Origin of the sequence: Actinomadura hibisca NBRC 15177 (assembly GCF_001552635.1) — a bacterium.
Lineage (GTDB): Bacteria > Actinomycetota > Actinomycetes > Streptosporangiales > Streptosporangiaceae > Spirillospora > Spirillospora hibisca.
Genome location: NZ_BCRO01000069.1, coordinates 22,822 through 45,443, shown reverse-complemented (window position 1 = coordinate 45,443; position 22,622 = coordinate 22,822). Strand labels below are relative to the sequence as shown.

Here is a 22,622-nt window from a genome sequence, read left to right as displayed (position 1 = left end):
CTGTGAATGCGAGCCGTCACGTGACCCTGCCCGCGCGGGCCCAGGAGCCCGGCACGACCCACACGATCCACCCCGGGCACGACGGCGCGGGCGTGGTGCGCCGCACCGTGCTGCCCGGCGGGCTGCGCGTCATCACCGAGACCCTGCCGACCGTGCGGTCGGCGGCGTTCGGCGTCTGGGCGGGCGTGGGCTCGCGGGACGAGGCCCCGGCCGACGCGGGCGCCAGCCACTACCTGGAGCACGTGCTCTTCAAGGGCACCGAGCGGCGCTCGGCGCTGGAGATCTCGGCGGCGCTGGACGCGGTCGGCGGCGACCTCAACGCCTTCACCGCCAAGGAGTACACCTGCTACTACGCGCGGGTCCTGGACCAGGACCTGCCGCTGGCGGTGGACGTGGTGTCGGACATGGTCGCGGCGTCGGTGAACCGGCCCGAGGACGTCGAGGCCGAGCGCGGGGTGATCCTCGAAGAGATCCACATGCGCGACGACGACCCCGGCGACCTCATCCACGACGAGTTCTCCACCGCGCTGTACGGCGACGTGCCGGTCGGCCGCCCGATCCTCGGCACCGTCGACTCCATCAACGCGCTGTCGCGCGACCGCATCCACGGCTACTACCGCGAGCACTACGTCCCGGAGAACCTGGTCGTCGCGGTGGCGGGCAACATCGACCACGACGAGGTCGTGCGGCTCACCGCCGCCGCGTTCGGCGACCGGCTGGACGGCGACCGCCGCCCGGCCGCGCCGCGCCTGGGCGGCGACGCCTGGCCCGCCGCGCCGACCGTGCGGGTGATCGACAAGGACACCGAGCAGGCCCACCTGGTGCTCGGCGGCCTCGGCGTGTGCCGCACCGACGACCGCCGCTTCGCGCTGGGCGTGCTGAACGCCGCGCTCGGCGGCGGCATGTCCTCGCGGCTGTTCCAGGAGATCCGCGAGAAGCGGGGCCTCGCCTACTCGGTCTACAGCTACACCTCCCAGTACGCCGACACCGGCGTGTTCGGCGTCTACGCCGGGTGCCAGCCCGGCAAGGTCGACGAGGTGTTGTCGATCTGCCGCGACGAGGTCGCCAAGGCCGCCGAGCACGGCCTGGACGCCGAGGAGCTCGCCCGCGGCAAGGGCCAGCTGCGCGGCGCGATGGTGCTGGGCCTGGAGGACACCGGGTCCCGGATGAGCCGGATCGGCAAGAGCGAGCTGGTGTACGAGTCGCTGCTGCCGGTGGACGAGGTGCTGGCCCGCATCGAGGCGGTGACGCTGGACGAGGTGTGCGAGGTCGCCGCCGACGTGCTGGCGCAGCCGCAGGCGCTGACGGTGATCGGCCCGTTCGGCGACCGCGACTTCGCGCTCTGACCGATCCTCCGGCGCGTACGGCCCGGCGGCCCGCTCAGTCCTTGACGCCGCCGTCGGGCTTCACCCGGGGCGCGGGCCCGTCCACCGCCGAGCTGAGCAGCGAGCCCAGCCACTTCTTGGACGGGTCGACGTCCACCAGCAGGGCGCGGGCCAGGCTGCTGAGCGGCACCGCCAGGATCGCGCCGAGCGGTCCCAGCACCCAGGCCCACAGCAGCAGCGACAACGACACCAGCGTGAACGACAGGCCCACCGCGTTGCCCAGGAACTTGGGCTGGATCAGCGTCTGCAACACGAAGTTGATGACGCAGTAGGCCACGATGATCCACACCATGTCGGTCCAGCCGCCGTTCAGCAGCCCGAGCACGGCCGGGGGCGCGAGCCCGACCACGAAGCCGATGTTGGGGATGTAGTTGGTGAGGAACGCCAGCAGGCCCCACAGCAGCGGCACCGGCACGTCGAACACGTACAGCACCACCACGTCCAGCGCCGCCACGATCAGCCCGAAGACGGTGCTGACCACCAGGTAGCGGGTGATGTCGCGGGCGAAGCCGCGCAGCGCCGCCACCAGCTCCGGCTGCCGGGGCTGGAGTTGCTCCAGCACCCGCGCGGTGCCGGTGGCGTCCATGCACATGCCGACCAGCATCAGCACGATCAGCACGATCGCCGACGAGGCGCTGAGCAGCCCGTCCAGGAAGCCCTGCACGAACGAGAACAGCTGACCCGGGTCGAGCTTCGACAGCGCGGTCTGGATCTTGCCCTGGTCGATGCCGTGCGCGGCGAGCTGGTCGGTGACGCTCTTGAGCAGGTCGTTGAACTCCTGGCTGTAGCCCGGCAACATCGAGGCGAGCTGCGCCGCCGACAGCGCCAGCGCCGCGCCCAGCGCGAGCAGGAGAATGATCACCGTGGCGAGGGGCACCGCGACGCACAGCCAGAACGGCATCCGGTGCCGTTCCAGCCAGCGGCGCAGCGGGCTCACCGCGATCGTCATGACCAGCGCCAGCAGCGTGGGCCCGGCGATCGAGGAGGTGGCCTTCAGCCCGGCCACCACCAGCACCGCGGCCGCGCCCCCGATGAGCAGCACCAGGCCGGGGGCCCAGCCGGGAGACCGGGACCGGTCCGGTGCCGCCGCCATACGCCCTCCCCGAAGTGATTGATCATTACCTTCCCCGGCGCGACCTGCGTTAACTCCGCTCGGTGCGCGACCCGTTACAAATGATCACCGCTCGGGTAGTAAGCCGGACATGAAGATCCTCATTCGGGTCGTGATCTCGGCGATCGCGCTGTGGGCGGCGACCGCGCTGGTCCGGGGCGTGGACGTCACCGCGGCGTCCTGGGGCAAGCAGGCCCTCACGCTGCTGGTGGTCGCGGTCATCTTCGGCATCGTCAACGCGGTGCTCAAACCGCTCATCAAGGTGTTCGGCTGCGCCTTCTACGTGCTGACGCTGGGGCTGTTCGCCCTGGTGGTCAACGCGGCGCTGCTGATGCTCACCAGCTGGCTGGCGGGCAAGATGAACCTGCCCTTCCACGTGGAGTGGTTCTGGCCGGCGTTCTGGGGCGCGATCATCGTGGGCGTGGTGAGCTGGCTGCTGAACCTGTTCGTCTCCGACGACGACTGACCGGGGGCCGACTGGCTCTGCGCGCCCCGCGACCAGCGGGAACGGCGTCCGCCCGGCCGCGATAGGCTCGACGCCGAGTCAAGCCGGGAGGACGACGTGATCAAGGTTGGGGTGCTGGGCGCGCGGGGCCGCATGGGCGCCGAGGTGTGCCGGGCCGTCGCGGGCGCGGACGACATGGAGCTGGTCGCCGCGGTGGACCAGGGCGAGCCGCTCGACGCGCTGGCCGGCGCCGAGACCGTGGTGGACTTCACCCACCCCGACGTGGTCATGGACAACCTGAGGTGGTGCGTGGAGCACGGCCTGAACGCCGTGGTCGGCACCACCGGGTTCGACGCGTCCCGGCTGGACACCGTGCGCTCCTGGCTGGCGGCCGGAGCCTCGGGCAACGTGCTGATCGCCCCGAACTTCGGCATCGGCGCGGTGCTGATGATGAGCTTCGCGCAGAAGGCCGGGCCGTTCTTCGAGTCGGTCGAGATCGTGGAGCTGCACCACCCGAACAAGGCCGACGCGCCCTCGGGCACCGCGTTCCGCACCGCCGAGCTGGTCGCCGCGGCCCGCGCCGAGGCCAAGGTCGAGCCGTCGCCGGACGCCACCACCTCCGAGGTCCCGGGCGCGCGCGGCGCGGACGTGGACGGCGTGCGGGTGCACGCGGTGCGGTTGTCGGGCCTGATCGCGCACCAGGAGGTGCTGCTGGGCGGGCACGGCGAGACCTTCACCATCCGGCACGACGCGATGAACCGCGAGTCGTTCATGCCGGGCGTGCTGCTGTCGGTGCGCAAGGTCGCCGGGCTGCCCGACCGCCTCACCCTCGGCATCGAGTCGCTGCTCGGCCTGTGATGGAGTTCGCGGACCAACCCTGGGACTACCTGGGCGCGGGCGAGGCCGTCGACCTGGAGCACCCGCTGGTCCAGGCGAAGGCGGCGGAGCTGCGCACCGGCGACGACATCGCGCTCGCGCGGCTGGCGTTCGTGTTCGTCCGCGACCAGATCACCGACGACGGGGGAGCCGGCGGCCGCTGGCGCGCCTCCGACGTCCTCGCCGAGGGCGGTGGTTCTCCCTCCGGCAGGGTGCACCTGCTGGTGGCGCTGCTGCGGGCCGGGGGCGTCCAGGCGGGGCTGTGCTACCAGCGGTTGCGCGACGGCGACGGTCCGGATTTCGTCGTGCACGGCCTGGTCGCCGCGCTGATCGACGACCGCTGGGTGCGGCTCGACCCGCGCGGTGACGTGGAGTTCTCCGCCGACGAGGACCGCGTGGCCGTCCAAGCCGACCCCGCGCGCGGTGAGCAGGACGGCACGACCATCTACGCGAGCCCGCCCCCGTCGCCTCTGGAGGCGATCGAACCGGCGGGCTGAGGATCGCTACAGTGCGCGGGTGATCTCCGACGAACGCGTGCACACCGGCGATGTCGACTATTCCGGGCAGGTCTTCGAGGCGGACGCCGACTTCCACGGCCACGTCTTCGAGGGCGACGCCGACTTCTCCGGATGCGTCTTCCGCGGCGGGGCCGACTTCGGCGGCGCGGTCTTCCAGGGCTGGACGTCGTTCAACGGCGCGGTCTTCGAGGCGGAGGCCGACTTCTACAACGGCCGCTTCGCGAGGTACGCCGACTTCCGGAACGTCGAGGTGGCCGGGAGCCTCCGGTTCAGCGGCGTGTCCTTCGCCGACGGGCCGCAGCTGGACGGCGCTGAGATCACCGGGACGGTGCGGCTCAACCGCGCGGTCTTCAAGGACGCCTCGTTGCTGGGCCCGTTCCGCTCTGGCCGCATCGTGCTGCGCAGCGCGGTCTTCGAGCGGCGGGTCCGCGTCGAGGCCGACACCCCGCAGGTCGACGCCACCCGGGTCCGGTTCTCCGGCGGCGTCCAGCTCCTGGTCTCCGGCGCCGACGTCCTGCTGACCGACTGCGAGCTGGGGCCGGCCTCGCTGGTCGCGCCGAACCGCGTCGCCGGCCGCGAGGGCGGACGGCCGCGCATGGTCAGCGTCAGCGGCACCGACCTGAGCAACCTGACCTTCGGCGACGTGGACCTGTCGGCCTGCAAGTTCACCGTGGCGCACAACCTGGAGAAGGTGAAGATCGAGCAGGAGGACGCGTTCGGCTGGACGCCGCGCAGCGTCCGGGTCAGCCGCCGCCGGATCACCGGCGACGAGCGCCGCTGGCGCGCGGCCAACGGCCCGCACGCCGCCCTCTGGGCGCTGCCCGCCGACTGGCCCGCCCGCGTGCCGCCCGCGTCGGCCACCGAGGTCGTCAAGACCTACCGGGCGCTGCGCAAGAGCCGCGAGGACGCCAAGGACGAGCCGGGCGCGGCCGACTTCTACTACGGTGAGATGGACCTGCGCCGCCTGGCCCTCCGCGTCCGTGCCCGCGAGCTGCTGCGCGACCGCCAGTGGCGCGGCTGGCTGGCGGCGCGCGGCGAGTACGCGCTGCTGTGGTCGTACTGGGCGGTGTCCGGCTACGGGCTGCGGGCCTGGCGGGCGTTCGCGGCGCTGGCGGTCCTGGTGGCGCTGTGCGCGGCCGCCTTCCTGGCCTGGGGCTATCCGCCCGGCGCCCGCATGGACTACGCCGACTCGATCCGCTACAGCCTGCGCGCGGCGACGTCGTTCCTGCGCGGCCCCGAGCAGAAGCTGACGGCCACGGGGGAGTGGATCGAGCTGGTGTTGCGCTTCACCGGGCCCGTGCTGTTCGGCCTGGCGGTGCTGGCGCTGCGCGGACGCGTCAAAAGATAGGGCCGCGCACGCGGGTGACGGTCGTGACCGAGCGCCGCGACGGCGGGTCGAGCACGGCGGTGTTGCGGATCAGGGCGTCCTCGGGGGCGTGCGCCGCGACGCCCTCGACGCGCAGCACGACCCGTCCGCCGGGCGGCAACCAGGCCCGCACGTCCACGTCGTTGCCCTGGCCTCCGCCGGGACGGCACTCGGCCTCGTCCAGCGGGGCGCAGGTCCAGGTGACGTCCAGCAGCGTCTCGGGAACCCGGTCCAGCAGGCGCACCGCGCCGCGCCCGCCCCGGTTGGACGCCGTGATCTCGATGGTGAAGGTCTCCCCGGGGGCGATCTGCTCCGGGGCGGTGCCCGTCAGGGCCACGTCGGGCTTCTGGTGAGCCTCGGCCGTGCCGGAGGCCGTCAGGGAGAGGGCGAGGGCGAGGGGCAGCGCGGCCCCCAGGAGCCTGGTCATTCGGTGTCGTCCCCACGTCGGTCGTCGGCATGGCCGATGTCATGGTCGCCGTCAGCGCCGGAGCCGCCCGCCGTGATGGCCGGGGCCTCGTCACCGGCGGGCAGGACGCGGGTGATCCCGGCGGCGCGGTAGGCCGCCTCCTCGTCCAGCGTCTCGTGCTCCAGCAGCGTGTCGGCCAGCGACTCCAGCTTGTCGCGGTTGTCGCCCAGCATCCGCAGCGCGTCGGCGTAGCAGTCCTCGACGATGCGCCGGGTCTCCTCGTCCACCACGGTCAGGGTGCCCTGCGCCGCGTACTGGGCCATCGGGTCGGCGTTCTCCGACGGCAGCACCGACATCGGGCCGACGCGTTGCGACATGCCCCAGCGCCCCACCATGCTGCGGGCGATCTTGGTGGCCTGCTCCAGGTCGCTCTCGGAGCCGGTGGTCACCACGCCGAACACCAGCTCCTCGGCGGCCATCCCGCCCAGCGCGCCGATGATCCGGCCGCGCAGGTACTCCTGGTCGTAGGCGTAGCGGTCGGAGTCGGGGGTGGAGACGGTCACGCCCAGCGCGCGGCCGTGCGGCACGATCGTGATCTTGCGGACCGGGTCGGCGCCCGGCTGGAGCATGCCGAGCAGCGCGTGCCCGGACTCGTGGTAGGAGGTGCGGCGGCGCTCCTGGACCGGGATGACCAGGGTGCGGCGGGTGCCGAGCTGCACCCGCTCGACCGCCGACTGCACGTCGGCCATGTCCACCGCGTCCTTGCCGCGCTTGACCGCCAGCAGCGCCGCCTCGTTGACCAGGTTGGCGAGGTCGGCGCCGGTCATGCCGGGCGTCATCCGCGCGATCGCGGTCAGGTCCACGTCCGGCGCCAGCGGCACCTCGCGGGTGTGCACCTTCAGGATCGCGACCCGGCCGTCCTGGTCGGGCGGCGACACCACCACCGTGCGGTCGAAGCGGCCCGGCCGCATCAGCGCCGGGTCCAGGATGTCGGGCCGGTTGGTCGCGGCGATCACCACCACGCCCTCGGAGCCGGAGAAGCCGTCCATCTCGGTGAGGATCTGGTTGAGGGTCTGCTCGCGCTCGTCGTGGCCGCCCATGCTGGCCCCGCCGCCCCGGGTGCGGCCGATGGTGTCGATCTCGTCGATGAAGATGATGGACGGCGCGGTCTTGCGGGCCTCGGTGAACAGCTCGCGCACCCGGGCCGCGCCCACGCCCACCACCATCTCGATGAACTCCGAGGCCGCCGCCGAGTAGAACGGCACGTCGGCCTCCCCGGCCACCGCGCGGGCCAGCAGCGTCTTGCCGGTGCCGGGCGGCCCGGCCAGCAGCACGCCGCGCGGCACGCGCGCGCCCAGCCGGCGGTACTTGTCGGGGTGCCTGAGGAAGTCGACCACGTCGCTCAGCTCGGCCTCGACCTCGTCGATCCCGGCGACGTCGGCGAAGGTGGCGCGCTTCTCGTCGGGCGTGACGGGCTTGGGCGAGCGCCCGAAGCCGCGCATCAGCCCGCCCGCGCCGCCGCCCCCGGCCATCCGCCGCTGGATCCACACGATCGCCGCGATCCACAGGCCTACGAACAGCAGCGTGGGCAGCAGCGACAGCAGCAGGTTGGCCAGGAAGCCGCGGTCCTCGGTGACGGGCTTGGCCGCCACGACCACGCCCTTGTTCACCAGGTCGCTGTAGATCTTGTCGTCGGCGAAGGCGGGGCGCAGGGTCTCGAACCCGGTGTAGGTCTTCTTGGCGTCGTCCTGGCCGGGGACCTGCTGCGGGGACTTCAGCTCGCCCTGGATCTGGAAGCCCTTGGTGTAGACGTCCTTGACGTTGCCCGCCGCCACCTGCTGGGTGAAGGCGGTGTAGGGGATGGTGGCGGTCTCGCGCTGGCCGGTGAAGTGCATCGACAGGTAGCTGAGGCCGAACACCACCAGCAGCAGGAGCCAGAAGTAGGTGGTGCGGTTGGGCTTGAAGCCGCGCCCGCGGGCGCCGTCGCCGTCCTTGGCCGGTTTCTTGCCGGGCGGCACGCCCTCGGCGCGCCAGGGCTGGTCGGGCCGGTCGCGCGGCGGCACCGACCGCCGCTGGTCGGATCGTCCCGTCCGCTGCCCTGACGGCTGTCCTGTCGGCTGCCCTGTCGGCTTCGACGGCACGACTGATCCCCCCGTACGCATCACTGCGGCCCCCCGACCGGAGTGATCAAGGTCTTCCCGGCCGGAACCCCGCGAAACGGCCCCTTGCCAAAGCTAATACCGTTAGCTAATGTTCAGCTAACGGTATTAGCCAAAACAAAAGACCCGTTAGCTTCGAGGAGCCGTCATGATCGGTCGTGTCGCCGCCGCCCTGTCCGCCGCCGTCCTGGTCCCGGCCGCCACCCTGGCCGCCTGGGGCCACCTGGCCCCGCGCGAGGTCACCACCAGCGTCGAGATCGCCGCCTCCGCCGACCGCGTCTGGGCCGAGCTGACCGACTTCGGCAGCTATCCCCACTGGAACCCGTTCATCGTCAGCGCCGAGGGCGAGGCCCGGAAGGGCGCCACCCTGCACAACCGGCTCCGGGACACCGGCGGCGTCATGGCGTTCGAGCCGAAGGTCCTGGCCGCCGAGCCCGGCCGCGAGCTGCGCTGGATCGGCCGTGCGTGGGCGCCCGGAATCGTGGACGGCGAGCACTACTTCACGATCGAGCCCATGGGCGGCGGCAGGGTGCGCCTCACGCAGGGGGAGCGGTTCAGCGGCGCGCTGGTGCCGGTCGCGGGCGGCCTGCTCGACATGGCCGACGAGTTCGCCGCGATGAACGCCGCGCTCAAGGCGCGGGCCGAGCGCGCGTGACCGGCGCCGGGCGCGGCCGGGCGGGCCGCCGCGCCGCTACTTCGGCGGGGTGGGCGTGGCGAACCCGTACTTGTGGAACACCTGCGCCGCCTCGGCGGAGGCCAGCCACCCCACGAACGCCTCGGCCTCCTCCTCGTGGTCGCCGCCCTTGACGGCCGCGGCCGGGTAGGTGGCGGTCACGTTCGCGTCGGCCGGGATCGGCACGCTGTCGGCCGCGATGCCCGCCGAGCGCATGTCGGTGATGTACACCAGCCCGGCGTCGGCGCGGCCGCCGCGCACCCGGTCCAGCACCGCCCGCGCGCTGATCTCCTCGCTGGTCCAGCGCACCTGCAACCCGGCGCGGGCGAAGATCTGCCGGGCGTAGACCCCGGCCGGGTTGCTGGCCGCCCCGACGGTGACCCGCAGCCCCGGCCGGGCCAGGTCGGCGAGGCCGGTGACCCGCCGGGGGTTGCCCGGCGCGACCGCGATCGTCAGCGAGTTGTGCGCCACCACCCGGCGGCGCTCGGTCAGGTACGCCTTGGCCTTGGTCATCGCCGCCTCGCCCGCGGTGACCAGCACGTCGCCGCGCTCGTGGTCGCCCAGCCGGGCCACCATCTCCTGCGACCCGCCGAACTCGGCGCGCACCCGCACCCGGGGGTGGGTGCGGTCGTAGGTCGCGGCGAGCTCGGCCATGACCTCGGTCAGCGAGGACGCGCCGAGCACGGTGAGCGTCGCGGTGCCGGAACCGCCGCAACCCTGGAGGGAGGCGGCCAGACCGCACGCGGCGAGCACGGCGGCCAGGGGGCGCCGCCAGCGGGGGGAGTCGGGCATATGGCCCCATCCTACGGAGTCGGGCGCTTCGCTCCGGTGATTCCCGCCGGGCGTGTCAGTGGCGGCCACTAGGGTTTCCGGTAGCTGGAGAACACGTCCTCGGAGGCCCTGGAATGTCGCTCGACCTGATGGAATCGTTGCCCGCGGACTGGCGGGGCAAGATCGACCCGTACCTCGACCCCATCAAGGTCGCGGCCCTGAGCGCCTTCGTGTCCCAGGAGTACGACGAGCAGACCGTCTACCCGCCGCGCGAGGACCTGTTCAACGCCTTCCGGCACTGCCCCTACGACCGGGCGCGGGTGCTGATCCTCGGCCAGGACCCCTACCACGGCCCCGGCCAGGCCCACGGCCTCAGCTTCAGCGTGCGGCCGGGCGTGCGCATCCCGCCGTCGCTGCGCAACATCTACAAGGAGCTCGCCGGCGACCTCGACGTCTCGATGGCCACCACCGGCGACCTCACGCCGTGGGCCGACCAGGGCGTGCTGCTGCTCAACGCGGTGCTGACCGTCCGCGCGGGCGACGCCGGGTCGCACGCGGGCAAGGGCTGGGAGGAGTTCACCGACGCCGCCATCCGCGCCCTCAACGACAAGGACGAGCGGGTCGTCTTCGTCCTGTGGGGCGCCTACGCGCGCAAGAAGGCCAAGCTGGTCACCCACGACCGGCACGTGGTGATCGAGTCGGCGCACCCCAGCCCGCTCAGCGCCAAGAAGTTCCTGGGCACCAAGCCGTTCAGCAAGGTCAACAAGGCGCTGGCCGACGCCGGCGAGCCGGAGATCCGCTGGGAGCACGCGGTCGACTGACCCCGGTCGATCCCGGTGGGCCGGGCCGCTTCCCCCGCGCGGGGGAAGCGGTTCACCTCGGGGCGGGAGGCCGCGCGGCGGCCCCGGCGGCAGAGTCGGGGGCATGACCACGACCCCTTCCGCCGTACTCCCCGCGCCCGCCGCCCCGGCCGCGCCCGGCGCGCGTCCGGGCGTCCTCCGCCTCGCCGTGTGCGCGCTGACGATCCTGGCCTGCGTCCCCTACCTCACCCTCAAGCTGAGCTGGCTGGCGGGCGGCTCGATCGGCTGGCGCGACGGCTCCGCCCCGCAGGACACCGCCCTGTACGCGGCCAACGCCGTCACGATGGCGATGGACGCGGTGGCGGTCGCGATCGTGCTGGCCTTCACCTTCGCGTGGGGTCGGCGGCTGCCCGCGTGGCTGGTGGTGATCCCCATGTGGGTGGGCACCGGGCTGCTGGCCCCCATCGTGCTGGGCCTCCCGCTGGGCGCCGCCCTCCAGGGCCTCACCAGCTCCGCGCCCATCGTCCCCGACACGCAGGACGAGATGTTGCGGGGCTGGGTGTTCGTGATGGTCTACGGCGGTTTCAGCGTCCAGGGCATCGGCCTGGTCACCACGTTCGTGTTGTACGCCCGCGCCCGCTGGCCGCACGTGTTCGCCCTGCGCGCGGCGGACCTGGCCCAGGGGGCGACGCGCCCCGTCCAGCAGGTGCTGGCCTACGCCGCCGCCGTGCCCACCGTCGGCTACGCGGCGATGGAGCTGGTCTGGGCGGCGGGCAGCGGGCTCGGCCAGCCCGACGACCCGGCGCGCGGGCTGACGATCGCGCAGCAGACGGTCGCGGCGGTCTCCGGCCTGGTCGCCCTGGCCGCCGTGGCGGGCCTGCTGGCGCTGGTCCACCGGCGCGGCCGGGCCGTGCCGGCGCTGGTCGCGGTGTGGACGGGCGCCGGAGCCGCCTTCGCGTGGGGCCTGTACTCGTCGCTGAGCACGCTGGCCCAGCCGGGCGGGATGGGCGCCGACACCACCGTGGCCATGGGCTACACCCAGCTCGCCGCGCTGCTGGGCGGCCTGGTCATGGGCCTGACCGGGATGTTCCTGCTGGCGGAGGCGTCAGCCCGCAACGCCGGAGAGAGCGCCCGTCAGAGCGCCAGGCCGACGGCGAGCAGCGCCCCGTAGGCGATCTGGAGGCGGCCGGTCTCGCCGAGCACGGGGATCAGGTAGGGACCGTTCGCCCCGTTCAGGACCTTCTGCGTGGGCGGCACCGACAGCGGCGCGGACAGCAGCGCCAGCAACACCCACGGGTGCGGTGCCGCCAGCGCCAGCACGAACGTGTAGGGCAGCGAGACGCACGCCGAGTACAGGATGCGGGTCCACTTGTCGCCCAGCAGCACCGCCAGGGTGCGCTTGTCCGACTCCCGGTCGGTGGGGATGTCGCGCAGGTTGTTGACCACCAGCATCGCGCAGGCCAGCAGGCCGACGGGCACGGCCGCCGCCCACGCCTCCCACGGCAGCGTCTCGGTCTGCACGTAGACGGTGCCGACCACCGCGACCAGGCCGAAGAACACGAACACCGAGATCTCGCCCAGCGCCCGGTACCCGTAGGGCGTCTTGCCGCCGGTGTAGAACCAGGCCGCCAGGATCGCCGCCGCGCCGATCAGCAGCAGCCACCAGCTCGTCACCGCCGCCAGCACCAGGCCCGCGACGGCCGCCAGCGCGAAGCACAGCAGGGCGGCGGCCAGCACCTGCTTGGGCTTGGCGACCCGGGAACCGACCAGCCGCAGCGGGCCGACGCGGTCCTCGTCGGTGCCGCGCACGCCGTCGCTGTAGTCGTTGGAGTAGTTCACCCCGACCTGGAGGATCAGGGCGACGAAGGCGGCCAGCGCGGCGCGCCACCACACGGCGTGGCCCTCGCCGATCGCGACGCCGGTGCCGACGATGACGGGGACGAGGGAAGCGGGCAGGGTGCGGGGCCGGGACCCGGCGACCCATTGGGAGAGCGTGGCCACTGGTTACCGTTGGTTCTCGTGGGACGACAGGGGACTATGCCTTCGATTCTTCCCGATCTTGGACATCGGTGCGGCCGGGACGCAACCGCAACGACAGGACCAGGCCGAACGCCAGGATCGCGGCGGTGGTGAGCACGCCGCCCCGCGCCGCCGCCGCCAGGCTCTGGTCGGCGGCCCGCGCCGCCGTCTCCGTGCCGGGCGCGCGGTGCAGGTCGCGGGCCGAGGTGCCCGCGCTGTCGCGCAGCTCGTGCACCAGCGCGGCGCGCCGCTCGGCGGGCAGGTCGGTGTGCTCCAGCCGGTCGGCCATCGTGCGGCCGAGACCGGTGGCGAACACCGTCCCGATCAGCGCGATGCCGAGCGCCGCGCCGACCTGGCGCGCGGTGGACTGGGTGCCGGACGCCTGCCCGGCGCGAGCGGGCGGCACGTCGGCGAGGGAGACGTTGGTGAGCTGCGCCGAGGTCAGGCCGAGGCCGAACCCGTAGACCAGCATCCACGGCGCGATGCCGAGCCCGCCGGTGGTCGCGGTGATCGTCAGGCCGAGGCCGAGCACCGCCGCGACCTCCAGGACCATGCCGATCTGCACGACGCGGTGCGCGCCGCGTTTGCGCGCCAGCTTCCCGGCGTAACCGCCCGACAGGAACGCGCCGACCGCCAGTGGCAGGATCGCCAGGCTGATCTGCACGGGGGAGGTGCCGTGCACGCCGAGCAGGAACAGCGGCAGCACGAACACCAGGCCCAGCTCGCCCACGTTGATCAGCGCGGACGCCAGGTTGCCGTTGCGGAAGTTGGGGATCGTGAACAGCGACAGGTCCAGCATGACCGGCCGCCCGGCCGCCGCCCGCGCCCGCTCGACCGCCACCAGCGCCGCCAGCAGCACCGTGCCCAGCCCCAGCACGACCGGCACCGGCGACAACCCCGCGACCGACAGGTCGCGGGTGGCGGTCCACCAGCCGTAGAAGGGGCCCTCGATCAGCCCGCACACCAGCGCGCCCAGCGCCAGCGCCGACAACGCCGCGCCCGGCCAGTCGATCTCCTTGCGCAGCGCCCGCCCGGCGGCCTCCCGGGTCTCGGGCAGCAGCGCGACGGCCGCGGCGATCAGCACGACGCCCGCCGGCAGGTTGATCCAGAACGCCCAGCGCCAGCCGCCGCCGGTGGCCAGCGCGCCGCCGACCAGCGGGCCGAGCGCGGCCATGCCGCTGAGCAGCGCGCCCCAGACGCCGAAGGCGTGCGCGCGGTCGCGTCCGGTGAACTGCGCGTTCAGCGTGGCGAGCGCGGCGGGCATCACCATGGACGCGCCCACGCCCTGTGCCGCGCGCGCCGCGATCAGCGCGCTGCCGTCGCCCGCCGCCGCGACCGCCAGGCTGGCCAGCGTGAACACCGCCACGCCCAGCAGGAACATGCGGCGGCGCCCCACCACGTCGCCGGCGCGGCCGAACGGGATCAGCAGCGCGGCGAACACCAGGGCGTAGACCGAGGTGACCCACTCGGCCTGCCCGGTGGACATCCGCAGGTCGGCGACCATCTGCGGCAGCAGCACGCCGACGATCGTGGCGTCCACGATGATCATCGAGACGCCGAGGCTGATCACGATCACGCCGAGCCAGCGGCGGCGGGCGGGGTCGCCGCCGGTCCCGCCGGGGCGCAGGGGCCGCTCGGAGGTCAGAGAGGTGGGCTGGGGCACGATGTCCAACATAAGGCCGGGCCCTTGATGCCCCTCACCGGCCCCTCCGTTCGGGGCGCGGGTCAGGGCGCGGGCCGGATGTCGGTGTGCAGCCGCACCTGGCGGACCGGCTCGCCCATGTCCAGGGTGCGGGCGGCGCCGTCGGGGGCCCAGCCCGCGGTGGCCAGGAAGCCGCGCAGCACCCGGTCGCCCTCGAACGCCCACGTGATCAAGGTCTCGGCGGCGTCCTCGCGCAGCAGGTCCACGGTGGCCGCCAGCAGGCGGCTGCCGTGCCCGGCGCGGGCGTGCACCGGGTCGACCAGCAGGGTCAGCAGCTCGGCGGCGGCCGCCGGGTCGTGGTCGGGGTCCTCGGCGGGCGCGTGCGCGGCGAACCCCACCACCAGGTCGGAGGCGACCGCGACCAGCAGCCGGTGCCGCGGGCTGGGCGGCGCGCTCACCGACGCGGCCCACTGCTCGCGCCAGGCGTCGCGGGCCTCGGGCCCGGTCACCCGCTCCAGCGCGGCGGCGGGCAGCAGGTCGCGGTAGCCCTGCCGCCAGGCGCGGACCTGGATGTCGGCGACGGCGGCGGCGTCCGCGCGGCGGGCGGGCCGTACGCCTACATCTGCCATGGGGGTCTGGTCCTCTCGTCCGGATGCGGGCCCAGCCTAGGGCGTGCCGGCCTTCCGCCGGGCCCGGTAGGCGCGCGTCTTGGTGCGGTTGCCGCACACGCGCATCGAGCACCAGGACCGGGAGCGGTTCTTGGAGGTGTCCAGGAACGCCCAGCGGCAGGTGTCCTCCTGGCAGACCTTGAGCCGGGACCAGCTGCCCTCGGCGTCGGCGGCCACCACGGCGGCGGCGAGCCGGGCCAGCGCGGCGGCGGCGCCGGTGCCGACCGGGACCAGCGCGGGGCCGTCCTCGGTGAGGGCGACGCGCAGCGGCAGCCGGGCGAGCGCCGCGTCCAGGCCCGGCGGGAGGGCGGGCAGGGGCGGCCCGTGGTGGTCGAGCATCGCCGCGCGCAGCCCCTCGCGCAGCCCGAGCGCGGTGGCCAGGTCGCCGGGGGTGGCGGTCAGGTCGGCGGGGCCCAGCTCCCGGGCGTTCAGCCACTGCGCCAGGCGCGCGGGCGTGGCCAGCTCGTCGGCGTCGCACTCCACGTCGAGCGTGTTGACGAAGTCCCGCAGCAGCGGCGCGGGACCGGGGACGCCCGGCGGTACGTCGGTCATCGGGGTCCTTCCTTCCGCCTCCGAGCCTAGCAGCGGGGACACCGGCTTTCCCGGTTGGCCGGTTGCGCAGCCGGTGACACCACCGTACGGTTTTCACTGGTGACGAAACGGTTCGGCGGAAACAGGAGCGACATGACCATCCCGAAGGTGACGAACCTGGTGTTCGACTGCGCCGACCTTGACGCGGTGACCACGTTCTGGAGCGCGCTGCTCAATATGAAGATCACCTCCCTGGAGGGGGACTGGGCCGACCTGGAGCCGCTGGGGCCGGGCGGCCCGGTGCTCTCGTTCCAGCTGGTGCCCGAGGGCAAGCGGGTCAAGAACCGCCTGCACCTGGACCTGGCGGTCCCCGACATCCACGAGGCGGGGGAGCGGGCTCGCGCGCTGGGGGCGACCCCGGCCGGCGAGCCGATCGAGAACTACCCCGGCCGCGCCTTCCGCGTCTGGCGCGACCCGGAGGGCAACGAGTTCTGCCTCTGCCCCGAGTGACCTGGGCATTCACCCGACTTTGCGGCGATCTGGGCGGGAAGCGATGACTTCCGGCCGTCGCGGCGGTCCTCTCCACTGACCGATCGTGACCGACGCACGGGAGCGCCCATGCCGCGGAGCCGTCCAACGTCCAAGATCGAAGCACGGGCCCGCCGGTCCTGGCGGGCCCTGGCCGGGGGCCTCGCCGCGCTGGCCGCAACCGTGGCGCTCGCGACCGGCTCGGCGGGCCCCGCCGGAGCCGAGCCGCCCGGGGAGCCGGCCACGGGACCGGCCCGCTTCGCCCCCGGGTTCGAGCACGGCAGGGTGCAGGTGGCGGGCGGGGTCCTGCACTACGTGCGCGGCGGCTCCGGCCCGCCGCTGCTGCTGGTGCACGGCTGGCCCGAGACCTGGTGGTCCTGGCACAAGGTCATGCCCGCCCTGGCCCGCGAGCACACGGTGATCGCCGTGGACCTGCCCGGCCTCGGCGACTCCACCGCGCCGCCCGGCGGGTACGACAAGGCCACCACCGCCAAGCGCCTGCGCGAGGCCGTCCACAAGCTGGGCTACCGGAAGATCGGCATCCTGGCCCACGACCTCGGCGTCTCGATCGGCTATCCCTACGCCCGCGACTTCCCCGACGAGGTGACCCGGCTCGCGGCGCTGGAATCCCCGCTGCCCGGCTTCGGGCTGGCGGACCTGTACGCCGTCACCTGGCACATCGAGTTCAACCAGATGCCGAGGCCCGTCCCCGAGCAGATCGTGGACAACGACGACGTGCGCCCGTTCTACGGTTCCATCTACAACGGCACCCGCCACCCCGAGGCCGTGGACCGGGAACGCTACTTCTGCGCCTACGCCGACCCCGCCGACCGCAGCGCGGGCTTCGAGTACTACCGCGCCTTCGGCGCCGACGCCGCCGACAACCGCGCGAACGCGGCCAGGCGGCTGAGGATGCCGGTGCTCGCGATGGGCGGCCAGTACGCGATGCAGGGCCTGATCGCCCAGTCGTTCCGCAACGTCGCCGACGACGTCCGCGAGGTGGTCGCCCCCGACTCCGGCCACTTCATCCCCGAGGAGAACCCGGCCTTCCTGACCGAGCGGGCCCTCGCCTTCTTCCGCCCCTGACGGCTCAGCCGAGCACGGCGGCCAGCCGCCGGACCCCCTCGACCAGCTCGCCCTCCGACGCCGCGGAGCCGTAGCTGACGCGCAGGTGGGGGCCCGGCGGCTCGGCCGGGAAGAACGGTCGCCCGGCGCTCACCAGCACCCCGGCGCGCAGCGCGGCCTCGGCCAGCTCCACGTCGTCGGTGCCGTCGGGCAGCCGCGCCCACTGGTGCATGCCGCCCGCCGGGCGGCTGATCGGCACGCCCGGCAGGTGCTCGGCGAAGGCGGCCGCCACCGCGTCGCGCCGCGCCTTCAGCGCCGTGCGCACCGCGCGCAGGTGGCGCGGCCAGCCCGGCGAGCTGACCAACTCCAGCAGCGTCTCCTGGAGCGGCCGGGCCGGGAAGAACTCCTCCACCAGCTGGGTGGCGCGGATGCGCTCGGCGACCGGACCGCGCGCGATCACCGCCGCCACCCGCAGGCTGGGCGCGGTCGCCTTGGTCAGCGAGGCGATGTGGACCACCCGGCCGTCGCCGTCCAGCGCGGCCAGCGGCGGTGGGCCTGGCTCGATGCCGAGGTGCCGGGCGAAGTCGTCCTCGACGACGAACGCGCCCGCGCTCCGCGCCACCGCCAGCACCTCCGCCCGCCGCGCGGCGGTCAGCACCGCGCCGGTCGGGTTGTGGAAGGTGGGCTGGCAGTACAGCGCCCGCGCGCCGGTCGCCGCGAACGCCTCGGCCAGCAGGTCCGGGCGCAATCCGTCGCCGTCCATCGGGACCGGCACCGGGTGCAGCCCGCTGGCCCGCGCGACCGCCAGCGCGCCCAGGTAGGTGGGCGACTCCACCAGCACCGGCGCGCCCGGAGGCAGTAGCGCTCGCAGGACCGTGGTCAGCGCCTGCTGCCCGCCACTGGTGATCAGCACGTCGGACGGCGCGGCGTGCCCGCCGACCGCCCGCGCGAACCAGGCGCGCAACTCGGCCGACCCGCCGAGCGGCGGCAGCTCCCAGGCGTCGGGCCGCCGCGCCGCGCGGGCCGCGGCCGCCGCCAGCGCGCGGGTGGGCTGCAACGTCGGGTGCAGGTAGCCGCCGCTCAGCGCGATCGCGCCCTCCGGCGGCGGCGTGAGCAGCCACGACACCCCGGAGGCGTCCACCGCGCGGTCGCCGAGCGCGAGCGCCTGCCAGCCGAGGTCGGCGGGCCGGGCGGCCGGGCCGGGCCGCGCGGCGGCGAACGTGCCGCTGCCCGGCCGCGTCACCACCAGCCCCTCGGTGCTCAGCAGTTGCAGCGCCCGCGCCACCGTGACCGGGCTGACCTTGTGCCGCTCCACCAGCGCGCGGCTGGACGGCAGCCGGTCGCCGGGCCGCAGCCGGCCGATCTCGGGCCGCAGCCGATCCGCCAGAGCCGCCGCACTGCTATCCTGTTGCATGAGAGATAACGATAGCGCTACTGCCCCGCCGTCGAAAGCGCTCGGCGGCCTCGGGCTCGCCGCGCTCGGCGTGCTGGTCTACTCCTTCACCCTGCCCGCCACCGCCGTCGGGCTGGACGGCCTGGACCCCTACCTGATCGGCATCGGCCGGTCGGCCGTCGCCACCGTCGTCGCGGCCGTCGCGCTGCTGGCGGTGCGCGCCCGGCCGCCGCGCCGCGACCAGTGGCCCGCGCTGGCGGCGGTGGGCGCGGGTGTGATCTTCGGGTTCCCGCTGCTGAGCACGCTGGCGCTGGACCGGGGCGCGTCCTCGGCGCACTCGGCCGTGGTGGTCGGCCTGCTGCCCGCCGCGACCGCCGTCGCCGCCGTGCTGCGCGCCGGGGAACGCCCCTCCCGCGCGTTCTGGCTGGCCAGCATGGGCGGCGCGGCGTGCGTCACCGCCTTCGCCGTCGTCCGGGGCGCGGGCCAGGTGACCGGCGCGGACCTGCTGCTGTTCGGCTCGCTGGCCGCCGCCGCGATCGGCTACACCGAGGGCGGGCGGCTGGCGCGCGAGATGCCCGGCTGGCGGGTCATCTCCTGGGCGCTGATCCTCTGCGCCCCGATCACCTTCCCCGCCACGGGGTGGCTGCTGGCGACCACCGACCAGCACTGGACCGCCCGCACGGCGTCCGCCTTCGGCTACGTGGCGCTGTTCTCGGCCTACCTCGGCTTCTTCGCTTGGTACGAGGGCCTGGCGCGGGCCGGGATCGCCCGCGCCAGCCAGGTCCAGCTCGCCCAGCCGGTGCTGACGATGGCGTGGGCGGCGCTGCTGCTGGGCGACGAGATCGACTCCGCCACGCTCCTGGCCGCGCTCGGCGTGCTGGTGTGCGTCGCGCTCACCCAGCGCACGCGCGTGCGCCGGACGGCCCCCGCCGCGCCGCTCCTCGTGACGCCCGAGAAAGCCGTACGTGAGGGGAGGGTGGGCGTCTGAGACGGGGCTCACAGCCCGCGCCTGTCACGTCCGGGGGCCGGGTGCGGTCTTCATGAGTGACATCCCCTTCGCGAAGGGACGACGCTCATGCGCCTCCACCTCCCCCGCCGCGCGACGGCCGACCACTGGTCGTTCCTGTTCGGCCAGATCGCGGTGTACTGCTTCGCGGTGCTGCTGGTCACCGGCGCGTTCCTGACGTTCTTCTACACCCCCGACATGACCCAGGCCCCGTATCAGGGCTCCTACGAGCCGCTGCGCGGCGTCCCGGTCAGCCGCGCCTACGAGTCGACCATGGACCTCAGCCTCGACACGCGCGGCGGCCTGCTGGTGCGGCAGATCCACCACTGGGCCGCGCTGCTCCTGCCCGCCGCGATCGCCTGCCAGCTGCTCCGGATGTTCTTCACCGGCGCGTTCCGGCGGCCCCGCGCCGTGGGGTGGCTGGTCTGGGTCGCGCTGTTCGTGCTGGCGATGGTCGCGGGCGTGACCGGCGGGCTGCTGCCCGACGACATGTTGTCGGGCGGCACCCTCGGCCTGGTCCAGAGCATCACCCTCGCGATCCCGTTCGTCGGCACCGACCTGGCCCACCTGGTCTTCGGCGGGGACTTCCCCGGCGACGCCGCCATCCCGGGGGCGTACTGGCTGCACATCACGCTGATCCCGGTCGTGATGGGCGGGCTGTTCCTGCTGCGCGGCCGCATGGTCCGCCGGAACGGGCACACCCGCTTCCGGCCCGCTCCGGAGGTGCCCGCGCGGGCGGCGTCGGCGGCGCTGTTCCTGTTCGTCGCGGGCGTGTTGTCGATGCTGGGCACGGTCGCGCAGATCAACCCGATCTGGAACTACGGCCCCTACCGCCCCGGCGACACCACGGCCGGAGCCGTCCCCGACTGGTACATGGGCTTCCTGGACGGCGCGATCCGCATCATGCCCAACTGGGAGCCGAGCGTCGCGGGCCACCCGCTCACCCTGGCGGTCCTGGTCCCCGCCCTGCTGATCCCGGGCGCGTTCTTCACCGTGCTCGCCGCCTACCCGTGGGTGGAGCGCCGCCTCACCGGCGACGACCGCGTCCACGACCTGCTGGACCGTCCCCGCGACGCGGCCGTCCGCACGGGCGTCGGCGCGGCCGGGGCGACGTTCTACGGCCTGCTGTGGGCGGCGTCGGCCAACGACCAGATCGCCGTCGAGTTCCACCTGTCGTTGTTCACCGTCACCTGGTTCTTCCGCGTCGCGGTGCTGGTGGGCCCGCTGCTGGCCTACGCCGTCACCCACCGCCTGTGCCTGGCCCTGACCCGGCGCGAGCGCGAGGAGGCCGCCCACGGCCGCGAGACGGGCCGGATCGTGATGTCGCCGACGGGCGGGTTCACCGAGATCCACGAGCCGGTGCAGCGCGAACTCGCCTCGCACTGAACGGGGGCGGTTCTCAGTCGCGCACGATCTGCGCCAGCAGCGTCACCACGCCGACCGCGACGCCGATCGGCACGGCGGCGTCCGGCACGATCGCGGCGACGGTGGCCGCGATGCCGCCCGTCAGCAGGATCACCAGGGCCCGGGTGCTGAGCAGCGGGCCCGGCCCGGCGTCGGCGTCCGGCCGGGGCCGTCGCCGTCGCGCCTGGTCCCGGCGGGTCCGGTTCCGGTGGGAGCGTCCTGGCATGGCAGACCTCCGTTCCCCGCTGGCGCAGGGGTGGGCCCACCCGGCACGTGCACGAGTTCCGCCCGCTGAGCCACCTGCGGCCATGGTGCACCCGGGGTGCGGAACGCCAGGTGCGACGCGCGGACGGTGGGGCAAAACTTGATCAACAGGGCGCGCCGCCCCGTTCGTCAGTGATCATTGCCGGATGACACGACACGGAGCGCGCCGCGCCGCCCGCCGGACGTTGCGGTGGGCGGCCCGGCTGACGGCCCTGGCGCTGGTGGCGGCGGCGGTCGCGACGGCCGGGATCTGGGCGTGGTGGCAGACCGAGCCCACCGCGCGCGGCACCACGACCAACGCCCTGTGGGCGCGCCACCAGTGGGTGGGGGAGCCGCACACCGAGGAGGAGTACCGCCGCCTCGGCGCGCTGCTGCGCGAGAACCGCATCACCGACGTGTACTTCCACGCCGGGCCGTTCGAGGCCGACGGCACCGTGCCCGCCGCCAAGTACCGCAACGCGGGCAGGCTCGTGGAGGCCATGCGCCGGTACGCGCCGGGCGTGCGCTCCCAGGCGTACCTGGGCCAGATCCGCAAGGTGGACGGCCGGGGCATCACCGACCTGGACGACCCGGCGGTGCGCGGGCGGGTGCTGGCCACCGGCAAGACCTTCCTCGACCTCGGGTTCGGCGGCATCCACTACGACTTCGAGCCGATCTACCCCGACGACCGCGCCTTCCTGGAACTGCTGGACCGCACCCGCGAGCTGACCCGCCCGCGCGGGGCCCTGCTGTCGGTGGCGATCGAGCAGCTCACCCTCGTCGACGCCGTCCAGCCCGTCCTGAAGGCGCTGGTCCCGCGCGGCTGGGGCGCCGAGCCCGTGCACTATCCACCCCGCCCCACCGCCGACTACCTGCGGGCGCTGGCCGACCGCGCCGACCAGGTCGCGATCATGACTTACGACGTGTCGCTGCCCACCCGGTCCATGGCCGGGCGGCACTTCGCCTGGCACACCGAGCGCACGTTGCGGCTCATCGGCGACCGCACCACCGTGATCATGGGCGTGCCGACCTACCGGCCGCTGATGCCCTGGGCCGAGGATCTGGACGTCGCGCTGCGCGGCGTCCGGCGCGGCCTGGACGCCCTCGACCGCGCCCCGCGCCGCCCCTACGGCGTCGGGATCTACGCGGAATGGACCACCGATCCGGCGGAATGGGCCCGTTACCGAGCAACTTGGCTGCCGTCCGGGACAGATAATTTTGGCGCTTAGGGCACCCTGCTTGTCACGTTCCCATTTGCGCGTTCTTCCAGGTCAGAAACCCCGGATAGGTCGCGGTCCACAGGGTACTCATCGGTGCGTAGCACCTCCCTGGCGGATGGTAAGGGAAAGTGGTGAACGAGGCCGATGAGCATTCAGCAGACCGCGTGGCATGAGACCGACCACGTCAGCCGGCTGACCGCGGAATTCGCCGACTGGCGGATCGGCCGGGGCGGCTCGGGCCATTGGTGGGCGGTGCGCGGCAACGAACTGGTGCGCACCCTCGACGTGGACGAGCTGCGCGTGCGGCTGCGCGCACTCGACCCGGATCTCGCCCCGGAACCCGGGCTCGGCTGACCCGCCGTGCCCGCCCGACCGCGCCCGGTGCGCCGCCCC

24 protein-coding genes are annotated in these 22,622 nt (G+C 73.9%); 14 read left to right on the top strand and 10 right to left on the bottom strand.

Translation table 11 applies throughout. The features are described 5' to 3' along the window. The first annotated feature begins 20 nt into the window (after positions 1-20). A complete protein-coding gene (locus AH6_RS28730) occupies positions 21-1,346 on the top strand; it encodes a M16 family metallopeptidase (RefSeq protein ID WP_067486029.1) in 1,326 nt (441 codons plus the stop codon). Positions 1,347-1,380: 34 nt separating this feature from the next. On the opposite strand, the gene AH6_RS28725 is transcribed toward AH6_RS28730, so the two are convergent. After that, positions 1,381-2,478, bottom strand: coding sequence for an AI-2E family transporter (locus AH6_RS28725; RefSeq protein WP_067486027.1), 1,098 nt, complete (start codon positions 2,476-2,478; stop codon positions 1,381-1,383). 109 nt (positions 2,479-2,587) lie between these two features. Here AH6_RS28725 and AH6_RS28720 point away from each other — a divergent pair, with 109 nt between their 5' ends. The 4 genes from AH6_RS28720 (at position 2,588) to AH6_RS28705 (ending at position 5,683) form a co-directional block, all read left to right on the top strand. After that, positions 2,588-2,962, top strand: coding sequence for a phage holin family protein (locus AH6_RS28720; protein WP_067486026.1), 375 nt, complete (start codon positions 2,588-2,590; stop codon positions 2,960-2,962). A gap of 96 nt (positions 2,963-3,058) precedes the next feature. After that, complete coding sequence (dapB, locus tag AH6_RS28715; protein WP_083983562.1) at positions 3,059-3,799, top strand: 4-hydroxy-tetrahydrodipicolinate reductase; 741 nt, start codon at positions 3,059-3,061, stop codon at positions 3,797-3,799. Continuing rightward, positions 3,799-4,314 carry a transglutaminase-like domain-containing protein gene (locus AH6_RS28710; RefSeq protein WP_067486024.1) on the top strand — a complete coding sequence of 172 codons (516 nt, stop codon included), beginning with the start codon at positions 3,799-3,801 and terminating at the stop codon, positions 4,312-4,314. Before dapB ends, AH6_RS28710 begins: the two co-directional genes overlap by 1 nt. Before the next feature lie 19 nt (positions 4,315-4,333). Next, positions 4,334-5,683, top strand: coding sequence for a pentapeptide repeat-containing protein (locus AH6_RS28705; RefSeq protein WP_067486022.1), 1,350 nt, complete (start codon positions 4,334-4,336; stop codon positions 5,681-5,683). Here AH6_RS28705 and AH6_RS28700 read toward each other — a convergent pair. Together AH6_RS28700 and ftsH are read right to left on the bottom strand one after the other, a co-directional pair. Then, positions 5,673-6,128 carry a hypothetical protein gene (locus AH6_RS28700; RefSeq protein WP_067486021.1) on the bottom strand — a complete coding sequence of 152 codons (456 nt, stop codon included), beginning with the start codon at positions 6,126-6,128 and terminating at the stop codon, positions 5,673-5,675. The genes AH6_RS28705 and AH6_RS28700 overlap by 11 nt on opposite strands. Continuing rightward, entirely contained in the window at positions 6,125-8,170 is a 2,046-nt protein-coding gene (gene ftsH, locus AH6_RS28695) for an ATP-dependent zinc metalloprotease FtsH (protein ID WP_245679512.1), read from the bottom strand. The genes AH6_RS28700 and ftsH overlap by 4 nt, the downstream gene beginning before the upstream one ends. A 244-nt stretch (positions 8,171-8,414) precedes the next feature. Between ftsH and AH6_RS28690 the strand changes: the two genes are divergently transcribed. Next, positions 8,415-8,921, top strand: a complete 507-nt coding sequence (locus AH6_RS28690; RefSeq protein WP_083983559.1) for an SRPBCC domain-containing protein — start codon at positions 8,415-8,417, stop codon at positions 8,919-8,921. Between the two features lie 36 nt (positions 8,922-8,957). Here the strand turns inward: AH6_RS28690 and modA are convergent, their stop codons facing one another. Continuing rightward, complete coding sequence (modA, locus tag AH6_RS28685) at positions 8,958-9,731, bottom strand: molybdate ABC transporter substrate-binding protein (RefSeq protein ID WP_067486019.1); 774 nt, start codon at positions 9,729-9,731, stop codon at positions 8,958-8,960. A 113-nt stretch (positions 9,732-9,844) separates the two neighbouring features. Between modA and AH6_RS28680 the strand changes: the two genes are divergently transcribed. Both AH6_RS28680 and AH6_RS28675 read left to right on the top strand, forming a co-directional pair. Next, positions 9,845-10,531, top strand: a complete 687-nt coding sequence (locus tag AH6_RS28680; RefSeq protein WP_067486017.1) for a uracil-DNA glycosylase — start codon at positions 9,845-9,847, stop codon at positions 10,529-10,531. Positions 10,532-10,634: 103 nt separating this feature from the next. Then, the gene (locus AH6_RS28675) at positions 10,635-11,681 is read left to right on the top strand and encodes a hypothetical protein (protein ID WP_067486015.1); all 1,047 of its coding nucleotides are present in this window, start codon (positions 10,635-10,637) and stop codon (positions 11,679-11,681) included. Here the strand turns inward: AH6_RS28675 and AH6_RS28670 are convergent. The 4 genes from AH6_RS28670 to AH6_RS28655 form a co-directional block, all read right to left on the bottom strand. Further along, entirely contained in the window at positions 11,645-12,511 is an 867-nt protein-coding gene (locus AH6_RS28670) for a 1,4-dihydroxy-2-naphthoate polyprenyltransferase (protein WP_067486013.1), read from the bottom strand. The two genes, AH6_RS28675 and AH6_RS28670, sit on opposite strands and share 37 nt — an antisense overlap. A gap of 34 nt (positions 12,512-12,545) precedes the next feature. Then, positions 12,546-14,192 carry an MFS transporter gene (locus AH6_RS28665; RefSeq protein WP_245679511.1) on the bottom strand — a complete coding sequence of 549 codons (1,647 nt, stop codon included), beginning with the start codon at positions 14,190-14,192 and terminating at the stop codon, positions 12,546-12,548. Positions 14,193-14,254: 62 nt separating this feature from the next. Then, the gene (locus AH6_RS28660) at positions 14,255-14,800 is read right to left on the bottom strand and encodes a GNAT family N-acetyltransferase (protein ID WP_067486011.1); all 546 of its coding nucleotides are present in this window, start codon (positions 14,798-14,800) and stop codon (positions 14,255-14,257) included. A gap of 36 nt (positions 14,801-14,836) precedes the next feature. Continuing rightward, positions 14,837-15,391 (bottom strand): CGNR zinc finger domain-containing protein, encoded by a 555-nt coding sequence (locus AH6_RS28655; protein WP_067486010.1) that lies wholly within the window; start codon positions 15,389-15,391, stop codon positions 14,837-14,839. A gap of 132 nt (positions 15,392-15,523) precedes the next feature. Between AH6_RS28655 and AH6_RS28650 the strand changes: the two genes are divergently transcribed. Both AH6_RS28650 and AH6_RS28645 read left to right on the top strand, forming a co-directional pair. Next, entirely contained in the window at positions 15,524-15,880 is a 357-nt protein-coding gene (locus AH6_RS28650; RefSeq protein WP_067486009.1) for a VOC family protein, read from the top strand. A gap of 108 nt (positions 15,881-15,988) precedes the next feature. Beyond that, positions 15,989-16,984, top strand: coding sequence for an alpha/beta fold hydrolase (locus AH6_RS28645; protein WP_067486008.1), 996 nt, complete (start codon positions 15,989-15,991; stop codon positions 16,982-16,984). Positions 16,985-16,988: 4 nt separating this feature from the next. Here AH6_RS28645 and AH6_RS28640 read toward each other — a convergent pair whose 3' ends face one another. Next, complete coding sequence (locus tag AH6_RS28640) at positions 16,989-18,377, bottom strand: aminotransferase-like domain-containing protein (RefSeq protein WP_067486007.1); 1,389 nt, start codon at positions 18,375-18,377, stop codon at positions 16,989-16,991. Here AH6_RS28640 and AH6_RS28635 point away from each other — a divergent pair. Both AH6_RS28635 and qcrB read left to right on the top strand, forming a co-directional pair. Next, positions 18,376-19,344 (top strand): DMT family transporter, encoded by a 969-nt coding sequence (locus AH6_RS28635; protein ID WP_083983557.1) that lies wholly within the window; start codon positions 18,376-18,378, stop codon positions 19,342-19,344. The two genes, AH6_RS28640 and AH6_RS28635, sit on opposite strands and share 2 nt — an antisense overlap. 87 nt (positions 19,345-19,431) lie before the next feature. Then, positions 19,432-20,748, top strand: a complete 1,317-nt coding sequence (gene qcrB / locus AH6_RS28630) for a cytochrome bc1 complex cytochrome b subunit (protein WP_067486004.1) — start codon at positions 19,432-19,434, stop codon at positions 20,746-20,748. 13 nt (positions 20,749-20,761) lie between these two features. Here the strand turns inward: qcrB and AH6_RS28625 are convergent, their stop codons facing one another. After that, positions 20,762-20,992 (bottom strand): hypothetical protein, encoded by a 231-nt coding sequence (locus AH6_RS28625; RefSeq protein ID WP_067486002.1) that lies wholly within the window; start codon positions 20,990-20,992, stop codon positions 20,762-20,764. Positions 20,993-21,176: 184 nt separating this feature from the next. Here AH6_RS28625 and AH6_RS28620 point away from each other — a divergent pair, with 184 nt between their 5' ends. Together AH6_RS28620 and AH6_RS28615 are read left to right on the top strand one after the other, a co-directional pair. After that, positions 21,177-22,238, top strand: coding sequence for a glycoside hydrolase family 18 protein (locus AH6_RS28620; RefSeq protein ID WP_245679510.1), 1,062 nt, complete (start codon positions 21,177-21,179; stop codon positions 22,236-22,238). A 135-nt stretch (positions 22,239-22,373) separates the two neighbouring features. Beyond that, a complete protein-coding gene (locus AH6_RS28615) occupies positions 22,374-22,583 on the top strand; it encodes a hypothetical protein (RefSeq protein ID WP_067486001.1) in 210 nt (69 codons plus the stop codon). The last annotated feature ends 39 nt before the right edge of the window (positions 22,584-22,622 follow it).

Excerpts from the sequence above, each read along its gene's own strand:
- AH6_RS28690 (WP_083983559.1), top strand. The coding sequence starts at position 8,415 with ATGATCGGTCGTGTCGCCGCCGCCCTGTCCGCCGCCGTCCTGGTCCCG.
- AH6_RS28655 (WP_067486010.1), bottom strand. The coding sequence starts at position 15,391 with ATGACCGACGTACCGCCGGGCGTCCCCGGTCCCGCGCCGCTGCTGCGG.
- AH6_RS28680 (WP_067486017.1), top strand. The coding sequence starts at position 9,845 with ATGTCGCTCGACCTGATGGAATCGTTGCCCGCGGACTGGCGGGGCAAG.
- AH6_RS28645 (WP_067486008.1), top strand. The coding sequence starts at position 15,989 with ATGCCGCGGAGCCGTCCAACGTCCAAGATCGAAGCACGGGCCCGCCGG.
- AH6_RS28635 (WP_083983557.1), top strand. The coding sequence starts at position 18,376 with ATGAGAGATAACGATAGCGCTACTGCCCCGCCGTCGAAAGCGCTCGGC.
- AH6_RS28650 (WP_067486009.1), top strand. The coding sequence starts at position 15,524 with ATGACCATCCCGAAGGTGACGAACCTGGTGTTCGACTGCGCCGACCTT.
- AH6_RS28625 (WP_067486002.1), bottom strand. The coding sequence starts at position 20,992 with ATGCCAGGACGCTCCCACCGGAACCGGACCCGCCGGGACCAGGCGCGA.
- AH6_RS28620 (WP_245679510.1), top strand. The coding sequence starts at position 21,177 with ATGACACGACACGGAGCGCGCCGCGCCGCCCGCCGGACGTTGCGGTGG.
- AH6_RS28640 (WP_067486007.1), bottom strand. The coding sequence starts at position 18,377 with ATGCAACAGGATAGCAGTGCGGCGGCTCTGGCGGATCGGCTGCGGCCC.
- qcrB (WP_067486004.1), top strand. The coding sequence starts at position 19,432 with ATGCGCCTCCACCTCCCCCGCCGCGCGACGGCCGACCACTGGTCGTTC.
- AH6_RS28720 (WP_067486026.1), top strand. The coding sequence starts at position 2,588 with ATGAAGATCCTCATTCGGGTCGTGATCTCGGCGATCGCGCTGTGGGCG.
- AH6_RS28725 (WP_067486027.1), bottom strand. The coding sequence starts at position 2,478 with ATGGCGGCGGCACCGGACCGGTCCCGGTCTCCCGGCTGGGCCCCCGGC.
- modA (WP_067486019.1), bottom strand. The coding sequence starts at position 9,731 with ATGCCCGACTCCCCCCGCTGGCGGCGCCCCCTGGCCGCCGTGCTCGCC.
- AH6_RS28700 (WP_067486021.1), bottom strand. The coding sequence starts at position 6,128 with ATGACCAGGCTCCTGGGGGCCGCGCTGCCCCTCGCCCTCGCCCTCTCC.
- AH6_RS28660 (WP_067486011.1), bottom strand. The coding sequence starts at position 14,800 with ATGGCAGATGTAGGCGTACGGCCCGCCCGCCGCGCGGACGCCGCCGCC.
- AH6_RS28710 (WP_067486024.1), top strand. The coding sequence starts at position 3,799 with ATGGAGTTCGCGGACCAACCCTGGGACTACCTGGGCGCGGGCGAGGCC.
- AH6_RS28675 (WP_067486015.1), top strand. The coding sequence starts at position 10,635 with ATGACCACGACCCCTTCCGCCGTACTCCCCGCGCCCGCCGCCCCGGCC.
- AH6_RS28615 (WP_067486001.1), top strand. The coding sequence starts at position 22,374 with ATGAGCATTCAGCAGACCGCGTGGCATGAGACCGACCACGTCAGCCGG.